The sequence below is a fragment of the Mesorhizobium sp. M4A.F.Ca.ET.090.04.2.1 genome (genome assembly GCF_003999085.1).
In the GTDB taxonomy this organism is placed as follows: Bacteria; Pseudomonadota; Alphaproteobacteria; order Rhizobiales; family Rhizobiaceae; genus Mesorhizobium.
Genome location: NZ_RZOT01000215.1, coordinates 1 through 9,213 on the forward strand (window position 1 = coordinate 1; position 9,213 = coordinate 9,213).

Here is a 9,213-nt window from a genome sequence, read left to right on the forward strand (position 1 = left end):
GCTCGAACGCGACCTCGGCTTCGACCTGCTGGAGCGCATCGGCAAGGGCGTCGCGCTCACCCCGCGCGGCCAGCGCTATGCCAGCGACGTGCGCAAGGCGCTGACCGTTCTCGGCGACGCGGTGGGGCGCAATGCCGGCACCGGCGTCGGCGGCTCGTTCGCCGTCTCCTGCACGCCGGGCTTCGCCTCGCTGTTCCTCTGCACCCATATCGGCGAGTTCCGGCAGATGTATCCCGATGTCGCCCTGCACATCCTGACGCCGAGGCGCCTCGACGACGTCAGCAATCCAGACGCCGATGCCTTCATCGCCTTCGGCGTCGGCAACTGGCCGAACCGCGCGGCCGAGCTTTTGTGCGAGATCTCGTTCACGCCGCTCTGCAGCCCGACGCTGCTCAACAAGGTGGGTGGCTTTTCCAAGCCCGCCGACGTGCTGCGCGCCAATCTCCTGCATCTCGGCGACACCGAGGACTGGGCACGCTGGCTGGCGCTTTCCAAGGTGGAGAATCCGGACACCGAGGGCGGCATCTTCTTTTCCGACATGAACCTCGTCTTCTCGGCGGCGATCGCCGGCCAGGGCATCGCCATGGGTGACGAATTGACCAGCCGCAAGGCGCTGAACGAGGGCCGGCTGGTGCGCCCATTCGACATCGCGATCAAATCGCCGCGGTCATACTTCCTGGTGTCGGAGCATGCCAAGGCCAACCATCCGGTGCTGCAGGCGTTCGGCGGATGGCTGCGATCGAAGCTGTCGGAGAACAGGGTCGGGCCGTATTGAGAGCGCGCCATCCATTCCACCCAAACCCACCACCCGTGAATCAAATTTGCCGATCAGGCGAAAACTATTCGGTTGCGGTGAGCCGTCGCCCTGCCCTACGATTTCATCCAGCCACCAAGGAAGAGGCAGGAATGCAGCAACCCGGCCGGGCCGCAGAAATCAAGGCGAACGGGATCGGCAAGAGCTTCGGCTCGTTCCGGGCGCTGGACAATCTGACGCTCGATATCGGCCGCGGCGAGTTCCTGACCCTGCTCGGGCCGTCGGGCTCCGGCAAGACGACCTTCCTGATGATCCTCGCCGGCTTCGTGCAGCCGAGCGAGGGGCAGTTGTTCAGCGACGGCATCGACATCACCGACCGTCCGGCCGAGCAGCGCGCCGCCGGCATGGTGTTCCAGGGCTATGCGCTGTTCCCGCACATGAGCGTCGAACAGAACATCGCCTTCCCGCTCAAGGTGCGCAAGAAATCCGCCTCCGAGATCAAGCGCCGCGTCGCCGAGATGGTCGAGCGCGTCGGGCTGAAGGGCCATGAGAAGAAATTGCCGGCGCAGCTTTCCGGTGGCCAGCAGCAGCGCGTGGCGCTTGCCCGCGCGCTGGTGTTCGAGCCGGGCGTGCTTCTGCTCGACGAGCCGTTCTCGGCGCTGGACAAGAGCCTGCGCGGCCAGATGCAGGCCGAGATGAAGCGGCTGCACCAGGAGACCGGCACCACCTTCGTCTTCGTCACCCACGACCAGAGCGAGGCGCTGGCGCTGTCGTCGCGCGTCGCCATCTTCAACCACGGCAAATTGCTGCAGGTCGGCCGGCCGGACGAGGTCTACGACCGGCCGGCCAACCGCTTCGTCGCCGAGTTCCTGGGCGAGATCAACATGCTGCCGGTGAAGGGCGTGACGCCTGCTGATAACGGCGCTGTCGGCCTGTGCGAAGACCGCGCTGTCAGCATGCGCTGCAAGGCCGAGGCGGTCAAAGGCGACGCCATCCTGGCGATCCGCCCCGAACACATGTCGATCGCGCGCGAGGCGGCTGTCGGCGAGAACGGCATCGCGGCGACCGCGATCGCGTCCACCTATCTGGGCGCTGCGACCAGGCTGGATCTCACGACGCGGCAAGGCTCGCGGGTAACGGTTTCGGTGCCGAACGAGGTAGCGGCCGCGGCACTGAGCAAGGGCAATTCCGTCTGGCTGACCTGGCCGGCCGAAAAAGGTTTCCTTCTTCCGGATGGAGGGCAGTGAGCACCGCTACGGCCTGAACTCGCCGCACCGGTTTTTTGGAATATCAATGAGAACAAGGGGAACTGACATGACCAATACCAAGAAACACACAATCGACTCCCTTGCCGACAGGGCAAGGCGCGGCGAGATCTCGCGCCGCCAGTTCGCGCAGATCGCCGGGCTCGTGCTGGCCGGCACGCCGCTGCTCATGCGCTCGACCGGCGCCTTCGCCGCGGCGAAGGAACTGGTGCTGGTGAACTGGGGCGGTGACGCCATCACCGCCTATGACGCCGCCTACGGCCAGGCCTTCACCAAGGATACCGGCATCACCGTCAAGATGGACGGCTCGGGCCCGACCGAAGGCGCGATCGCGGCGCAGTTCAAGAGCGGCGCCCCGACCTGGGACCTCGTCGACGTCGATCCGTTCTCGGCGATCACGCTGGGCGCGCAAGGCATGCTCGAGCCGATCGACTACACGGTCGTCGACAAGAAGAAGATGCGCGAGGGTTTCGGCTGGGAATACGCCGCCTCGACCTATTTCTTTTCCTATGTGATCGCATACGACTCGGAGAAATACGGCAGCAACGCGCCGACCGGCATGGCCGATTTCTTCGACGTGAAGAAATTCCCCGGCAAGCGCTCGCTCTACAAATGGGGCGTGTCGAGCTGGGAGGCCGCACTTCTCGCCGACGGCATCGCGCCGGCTTCGCTCTACCCGCTCGATCTAAAGCGGGCGCATGACAAGATCGCCGCCTTCAAGGAGAACGTTGTCGCCTATTGGGGCGGCGGCGCCGAGAGCCAGAGCGTGCTGCTCAACGGCGAAGCTTCGATGGCGATCGTGTGGTCGACGCGCGCCTCGCTGATCGAGCAGGACTCCGGCGGCAAGATCAAGTTCATCTGGGACCAAGGCCTGATCTCGCCCGGCGCGCTCGCGGTGCTCAAGAACAATCCCGGCGGCAAGGACGCTGCGATGAAGTTCATCGCCAGCGCGCAGGACCCGCAAAAGCAGCTGGTCATGTTCGACAAGCTCGGACAGGGCCCGGCCAATCCGGCCGCCGACGCGCTGATCCCCGCCGACAAGAAGCGCATCAACCCGGTCGACCCCGAGAATATGAAGAAGCAGATAGCGCTCGACATGGAGTGGTACGCCAAGAACTACGGCGCGGCGCTCGACGAATACACCAAGATCATCTCCGCCTGACCGGCGGAGACGATCATCCGACATGAGAGGCACCCTCTCCGACAGGACAGGCGCGGCGCTGTTGATGGCGCCGCTGCTCCTGTTCCTGGTCCTTGCGTATGCCTGGCCGTTCCTCGGCGTGGTGAAGTGGAGCTTCACCTTGCCGACGCCGGGGCTCGACCAATATAGCGCGCTCGCGACCGACCCGCTGGTGCAGTCGGTGTTCATCCGCACGTTGCGCATCGCGCTCATCGTCACGCTGGTGTCGGTCACCGCCGCCTATGCCATCACCGTTGTATGGGTGCGCGGCAGCCCGGTGCAGGGCGTGATTGCCGAGTTCTGCATCCTGGTGCCGTTCTGGATCTCGGTGCTGACGCGCGCCTTCGGCTGGGTGGCGCTGCTCTCCAACCGCGGCCTGATCAACACCTGGCTGCAATCGATCGGCTTCATCTCCGAGCCGCTGGCACTTGTGCGCAACGAATTCGGCGTCATCGTCGGCATGACGCACTTCCTCATCCCGTTCGCGGTGTTTCCGCTGGCGTCGGCCATGCGCAGCCTCGATGAGCGCGTGCTGCTCGCGGCGCGGGGGCTGGGTTCCAGCCGCATGCGCACCTTCTGGACGGTGTTCGTGCCGATGACGCGCTCCGGCATCATCGGCTCGGCGATGATCGTCTTCGTCTTCTCGCTGGGCTTCTTCGTCACGCCGGCAATCCTCGGCGGCGGGCGCAGCGTGATGATCGCCGAACTGATCTATCTCAGGATCTTCCAGAGCCCGGATTGGGGACTGGGGGCGGCGATCAGCGTCGTGCTGGTGGTCTTCGTCGGCGCGCTGATGGCGCTGCTCTTCCGCTCCGTCAAACCGAAGCAATTGGTGTAGCGCGATGCCGACCTACCGCCCCGGCCCCATCTCGCTGATCCTCGCCGTGCTGGTGGCGCTGTTCCTGCTTCTGCCGCTGCTTGCCGTCATCCCGGTGTCGCTGACGCCGAGCCGGATGCTGGCGATGCCGTCGGGCGAGCTGTCGCTGCGCCACTACCGGGCGCTCTACGAGGATCCGCGCTGGATCGACGCCATCCTGCTGTCGATCCGGATCGGCGTGGTCAGCAGCGCCATCTCGACGGTGTTGGCGCTCTGCTTCAGCCTCGGCGTCTGGATGTTCCAGCCGCGCTTCAGCGCGGCCCTTGTCGGCTTTGTGCTGCTGCCGATGGTGGTGCCGCCGGTGGTCTCGGCGATCACGCTCTACTTCCTGCTCACCTCGATCTCGGGGATGAGCTCGTTCTTCGGCTACGACACCTGGCTCGGCGTCGCCATGGCGCACTCGGTGATGACGGTACCCTTCGCGACCGTGCTGATCCTGGTCTCGCTCAGCCAGCTCGACCGCCGCATCGACCTTGCCGCGCGCGGGCTTGGCGCCAGTGTGTGGGAGCGCGCGACGCGTGTCATCATGCCCAACATCAGGTTCGGCATCGTCACCGCCGCGCTGCTATCCTTCGTGCTCTCCTGGGAAGAGATCGGCGTGACGCTGTTCATCACCTCGGTCAACGCCATAACCTTGCCCCGCCTGATGTGGATGGGCCTGCGCGACAATATCGACCCGGCGATTGCAGCGCTCTCGGTGATCCTGATCATCATCACGGTGCTGGTGCTTGCGGTGAGGAGCCTGGTGACCAGGCAGCGCGGAGCGCGCTAGACCTCAGCGAGAGGTGGCCAAACCTGCTCAAATCGCCAGGCCAACTGCTCGACTTCAATCACGATACGGCGCCTAGTACACGAGACACTGGCGTTTAATGGAGGTGATGATGTCGGTGACTTACGACTTTGCCGGCCGAACAGCCATCGTCACAGGTGGCGCCCGTGGCATCGGTCGAGCGATAGCCAGTAAGCTCGCATTGAGTGGTGCGGACGTTTGGATCTGGGATATCGAGCCTGTCGAACTGGAAGGCACACGCTCCCTTTCGGTGGACGTGACGAAACGCGATAGCGTCATGGAAGCGCTAAGCCTTATGGACACGACCGAAATCGACATTCTCGTGAACAATGCGGGGTGGCTGGGCAGCTACAAGCCGTTCGAGGAATTCGAACCGGCCGAATGGCAGCGAATCCTGCAGGTCAACCTTCTTGGCACGTTCGAAGTTACGCATCGTGTGCTGCCGCTTATGCGACAAGCGGGCAAGGGTCGGATCGTCAACATGGGATCGCTTGCCGGTAAAGAGGGACTGCCGAGCCTTGCGGCCTATTCCGCAGCCAGCGCCGGCGTCATCGCTTTCACCAAAGCGCTGTCGCGTGAGGTCAGCGACACCGATATCCGCGTCAACTGCATCGCTCCGGGTCCGATCGATACCCGCCTGATCCGGGACCTCGGCAACGAGACCGTCGACTCAATGATATCGGCAAGTCCGCTCAAGCGACTCGGCGATCCGAACGAGGTCGCGGCGCTGGTTGTATGGCTTTGCTCAGATGCGAGCGCGTTCAACACCGGCGCTGTTTTCGACATGTCCGGCGGCCGAGCCCGATACTAGCAGCAGAGGTGGCGATAGATTCTTGTGGGCTGGTTGAGCCGGACGGCTTTGGTGAACAGGCATAAACAGTCCAGAGCACCGGCCTGGTAGGCCGGTGCTCTACTCACACGTCGACAGGCTGCCCGGCGCGGCGGGGGCGCCAGGCTTGCCTGGCTCAGGCCGCCTGCGGCCGGCGCTGCCTTTCGGCGACATACTGCCGGTGCTGGCCGGCGAGCGGGCGCTCCGTCGCCAGCAGGCCATCGAGCAAGGCGAGCAACTCGCGCGCTGCGGTCGACTTGCAGGAGTAGTAGACCATCTGCCGGTCGCGGCGGGTCTCGACGAGGTCAAGCCCCCGCAACTTCGCCAGATGCTGAGACAGGGCGGACTGGCTCAGCTGGACTTTTTCGGCGATGGCGCCGACCGACATTTCACCGTCGACCAGATAGCTCATGATCAACAGCCGTTTCTCATTGCCCATGAGCGTCAGAAACGTGGCTGCCGATTCGGCGTTGGCGATTAGCTTGCTCGAGATCATCGATGCCCCATGTTTTTCAGCTCATCCAGACGCTATGGGGGCAATAGCGTCTGATTCCATGAATTCACCTGTGGATGCCCGCTGCTGAATCAGCGACACACCAAAGGGTAGAACATTTCTTCCAAATCTCAAGACTTGCTTTTGATTCAAGACAATTAACTACCGCTCTTGTGAATAGCCGGCTGCGCGGCCGGCCTTTGCCATGTCGACCAGGACGGGCCGCAACTCACGCGCGGCTTTCAGGGGCTCAGGAAAGAAGACCCGGCATAGGGCATCGCCAGCCGCCAGGTCCATGCCTTCGGCATCGAAACCAGTGGCGACCCAGCCGTCTCCCTCGGCCTTGGCGAAATGGCGCGCATAGACGGCAATCGCGTCGAGATGGTTGGCATTCATGTGGTCGAGCGCCGATTGCTCGCCTTCGGCCAGTTCCTCGACGATAGGTCCGGCGATGACGAGGTGGGCGCGGTCGAGCAGGTAGGCCTTGCCGAAACCGCCATTGAGGCTGGCGCGTTCCGGTTCGAGGCGGAAAATAGAGAAGTCGCCGAGTCCGACGTAAAGCTTCGCCTTGGGGTTGCGGTTGAGGTAGCGCCGCTCGGCGCGCATATGTTCGGCCGAACCGCGCTCCAGCCGCCTTGCGCGACAGACAAGGGTTGTCCGTGGGTGCGCCAGCGGATCGCCCTTGCCGGGCTCGCCGACGAGCAACGAGCAACGCGGGTCGGCAAGCAGCGCGCCGGTGTGCGCCGACAGCATCGAGACCAGGATCAGCGGGGCGCCGTCGCTGTCGGTGGCGACGCCGACCCGGCTCGCCAGCGGCGCTGCGGTCTCAGGGTCGATCACAGCCAGGGCGCCGAAACGGGCGCCGCGGATCAGCGTCTTAGCCAGCCTGACCGCTGCGGCGTCGGTCTCGCGGATGACGTCTTTTTTCCGATCGACCAAAAGCGCTCCCCGTTAAGCTGATCTTTCTGCTCCGCTTATCATCCGATCACACCGGATTTGACAAGGGCGGCAATCTCGCTTTCAGCCATGCCGTAGCGCGCCAGAACCATCTCCGGCTTAAGATCACGATCGGTCGGCGCGGTGGCCAGCGCTGACGGCGTTTGCGAGAAGCGCGGCGCCGGGGCAGGGCGATCGAGATTGCCTGATTGCACAAAGGCGCCGCGGGCGCGACTGTGCGGATGATCCCTTGCCTCCAGCAAGGACAACACCGGGGCGACGCAGGCATCGCTTGCGGCGAAAAGCGCTTCCCAGTCGTTGCGGGTCTTTTGTTTCATCCGCGCGGCGATTTCGGCGCGCATGGCCGGCCATGTCGTCCTGTCGTATTGACCATGCGCGAAGCGCGGGTCGAGCGGGAGCAGCCTGGCGAATTCGGCGAAGAAGCGGGGCTCGAGGCAGCCGACCGCGACATGGCGCGCGTCCGCCGTCTCGTAAGTATCGTAGAAGGGCGCGCCGGAATCGAGCAGGTTCTCGCCGCGTGCGTCGCTCCAGAGGCCGGCCGCCATGAAGGCGTGTATCGGCGTTGCCAGCATGGAAGCGCCTTCAACCATGGCGGCATCGATCACCTGGCCCTTGCCGGAACGCGAGCGCTGGAACAAAGCAGCGAGCACGCCAGCAACCAACATCATGGCGCCACCGCCATAGTCGGCGACGAGGTTGAGCGGCGGGACCGGCGGGCTTCCCTGCCTGCCGATGGCGTGCAGCAGGCCGGAATAGCCGAGATAGGTGATGTCGTGGCCGGCGCGGTCCGAAAGCGGCCCGCCCTGGCCGAAGCCGGTCAGGCGGCCGTAGATCAGCGCCGGATTGCGCGCCAGCACCGTGTCAGGCCCGAGACCAAGCCGCTCCATGACGCCAGGGCGATAGCCCTCGATCAGCATGTCGGCCCTTTCGGCGAGGCCGAGCAGCAGGTCGGCGCCTTCGCCGCGCTTCAGATCGACACGCAGGATGGAGCGGCCGTGACGGTCGAGATCGTATTCGCCCGGCAGGTCCAGCAAAGGCTGACTGGGGCCGGCGCGCTCGATGCGCAAGACCTCGGCGCCCATTTCCGACAGCATCAGCCCGACCAGCGGCAATGGGCCGAGGCCAGCCATCTCGATCACCGTCAGGCCGACCAGCGGACCGGCCTTTCCGGCAGCGGGGATGCCGGTGTCCATCGGGGCTATTTGGGCGCCATGCGGATGGCGCCGTCGAGGCGGATGGTCTCGCCGTTCAGCATCTGGTTCTCGACAATATGGAGTGCAAGTGCCGCATATTCGGACGGCTCGCCGAGGCGGGACGGGAACGGTACCGCTGCGCCGAGCGAATCCTGCACCTCCTGCGGCATGCCGGCCATCATCGGCGTCCGGAAGATGCCGGGCGCGATGGTGCAGACGCGTATGCCTGAGCGAGCAAGGTCGCGGGCGACCGGCAGCGTCATGCCGACCACGCCTCCCTTGGAGGCCGAATAGGCTGCCTGGCCAATCTGGCCGTCATAAGCGGCGACTGACGCCGTGTTGACGATGACACCGCGCTCGCCGCCTTCCAGCGCATCGAGCTTGGCGGCGCGGTCGGCGACAAGGCGGATCATGTTGAAGGTACCGATCAGGTTGATCTCGATCACCTTGCGGTACTGGTCGAGCGCATGCGGACCCTCCTTGCCGATCGTCTTCATGCCGATGGCGATGCCGGCGCAATTGACGAGGATGCGCGGCTCGCCAAGCTTCTGCGCCACCTCGCCGACGGCGATAACGCCGCTGGCGTCGCTGCTGACGTCACACTGGACGGCGATGCCGCCAATATCGGCTGCCACCTTTTGCGCGCGCTCGACGCCGACATCGAGGATGGCGACGTGCGCACCCCTGGCGGCAAGCGCGCGAGCCGTCGCTTCGCCGAGGCCGGAGCCGCCGCCGGTGACGATCGAAATCTGGCCATTCGGGTTCATGCGGCGTCCTCCACGTTTTTCCCGGTCATGCTACGAAGGACGTCACGACGGCGCAACGGCAGACGGGGTCAATCGAAGCTTGACCGGGATCAATCGTGCCGATTGAGC

At 64.7% G+C, this 9,213-nt stretch carries 10 protein-coding genes; 6 read left to right on the plus strand and 4 right to left on the minus strand.

Features of this window, described 5'->3' with window-relative positions; genetic code table 11:
• The 6 genes from EN781_RS16560 to EN781_RS16585 form a co-directional block, all read left to right on the plus strand.
• A partial coding sequence (locus EN781_RS16560; RefSeq protein WP_127400153.1) for a LysR substrate-binding domain-containing protein occupies nucleotides 1–775 on the plus strand: 775 nt, incomplete at its 5' end.
• A gap of 131 nt (nucleotides 776–906) precedes the next feature.
• Nucleotides 907–2,001, plus strand: coding sequence for an ABC transporter ATP-binding protein (locus tag EN781_RS16565; protein WP_126055476.1), 1,095 nt, complete (start codon nucleotides 907–909; stop codon nucleotides 1,999–2,001).
• A 67-nt stretch (nucleotides 2,002–2,068) separates the two neighbouring features.
• A complete protein-coding gene (locus EN781_RS16570) occupies nucleotides 2,069–3,181 on the plus strand; it encodes an ABC transporter substrate-binding protein (RefSeq protein WP_126055477.1) in 1,113 nt (370 codons plus the stop codon).
• 22 nt (nucleotides 3,182–3,203) lie between these two features.
• On the plus strand, nucleotides 3,204–4,037 hold the full coding sequence (locus EN781_RS16575) for an ABC transporter permease (protein ID WP_126055478.1): 834 nt from the start codon (nucleotides 3,204–3,206) through the stop codon (nucleotides 4,035–4,037).
• A 4-nt stretch (nucleotides 4,038–4,041) separates the two neighbouring features.
• Nucleotides 4,042–4,848, plus strand: a complete 807-nt coding sequence (locus EN781_RS16580) for an ABC transporter permease (RefSeq protein ID WP_126055479.1) — start codon at nucleotides 4,042–4,044, stop codon at nucleotides 4,846–4,848.
• A 109-nt stretch (nucleotides 4,849–4,957) separates the two neighbouring features.
• Nucleotides 4,958–5,677: an SDR family NAD(P)-dependent oxidoreductase gene (locus tag EN781_RS16585; protein ID WP_245455522.1), complete on the plus strand. Its 720-nt coding sequence runs from the start codon at nucleotides 4,958–4,960 to the stop codon at nucleotides 5,675–5,677.
• Between the two features lie 154 nt (nucleotides 5,678–5,831).
• On the opposite strand, the gene EN781_RS16590 is transcribed toward EN781_RS16585, so the two are convergent.
• From EN781_RS16590 to EN781_RS16605, 4 genes are all read right to left on the minus strand, one after another.
• Nucleotides 5,832–6,191, minus strand: coding sequence for a metalloregulator ArsR/SmtB family transcription factor (locus tag EN781_RS16590; protein WP_127400154.1), 360 nt, complete (start codon nucleotides 6,189–6,191; stop codon nucleotides 5,832–5,834).
• A gap of 159 nt (nucleotides 6,192–6,350) precedes the next feature.
• Entirely contained in the window at nucleotides 6,351–7,127 is a 777-nt protein-coding gene (locus EN781_RS16595; RefSeq protein ID WP_127400155.1) for a HugZ family protein, read from the minus strand.
• A gap of 38 nt (nucleotides 7,128–7,165) precedes the next feature.
• Nucleotides 7,166–8,338, minus strand: coding sequence for a CaiB/BaiF CoA-transferase family protein (locus tag EN781_RS16600; RefSeq protein ID WP_126058602.1), 1,173 nt, complete (start codon nucleotides 8,336–8,338; stop codon nucleotides 7,166–7,168).
• A gap of 5 nt (nucleotides 8,339–8,343) precedes the next feature.
• Entirely contained in the window at nucleotides 8,344–9,105 is a 762-nt protein-coding gene (locus EN781_RS16605; protein ID WP_126058603.1) for a 3-hydroxyacyl-CoA dehydrogenase, read from the minus strand.
• Between the last annotated feature and the right edge of the window lie 108 nt (nucleotides 9,106–9,213).

Bases quoted from the DNA above. Each gene is read 5' to 3' on its own strand.
- EN781_RS16565 (WP_126055476.1), top strand. From the start codon at position 907: ATGCAGCAACCCGGCCGGGCCGCAGAAATCAAGGCGAACGGGATCGGC.
- EN781_RS16570 (WP_126055477.1), top strand. From the start codon at position 2,069: ATGACCAATACCAAGAAACACACAATCGACTCCCTTGCCGACAGGGCA.
- EN781_RS16575 (WP_126055478.1), top strand. From the start codon at position 3,204: ATGAGAGGCACCCTCTCCGACAGGACAGGCGCGGCGCTGTTGATGGCG.
- EN781_RS16580 (WP_126055479.1), top strand. From the start codon at position 4,042: ATGCCGACCTACCGCCCCGGCCCCATCTCGCTGATCCTCGCCGTGCTG.
- EN781_RS16585 (WP_245455522.1), top strand. From the start codon at position 4,958: ATGTCGGTGACTTACGACTTTGCCGGCCGAACAGCCATCGTCACAGGT.
- EN781_RS16590 (WP_127400154.1), bottom strand. From the start codon at position 6,191: ATGATCTCGAGCAAGCTAATCGCCAACGCCGAATCGGCAGCCACGTTT.
- EN781_RS16600 (WP_126058602.1), bottom strand. From the start codon at position 8,338: ATGGACACCGGCATCCCCGCTGCCGGAAAGGCCGGTCCGCTGGTCGGC.
- EN781_RS16605 (WP_126058603.1), bottom strand. From the start codon at position 9,105: ATGAACCCGAATGGCCAGATTTCGATCGTCACCGGCGGCGGCTCCGGC.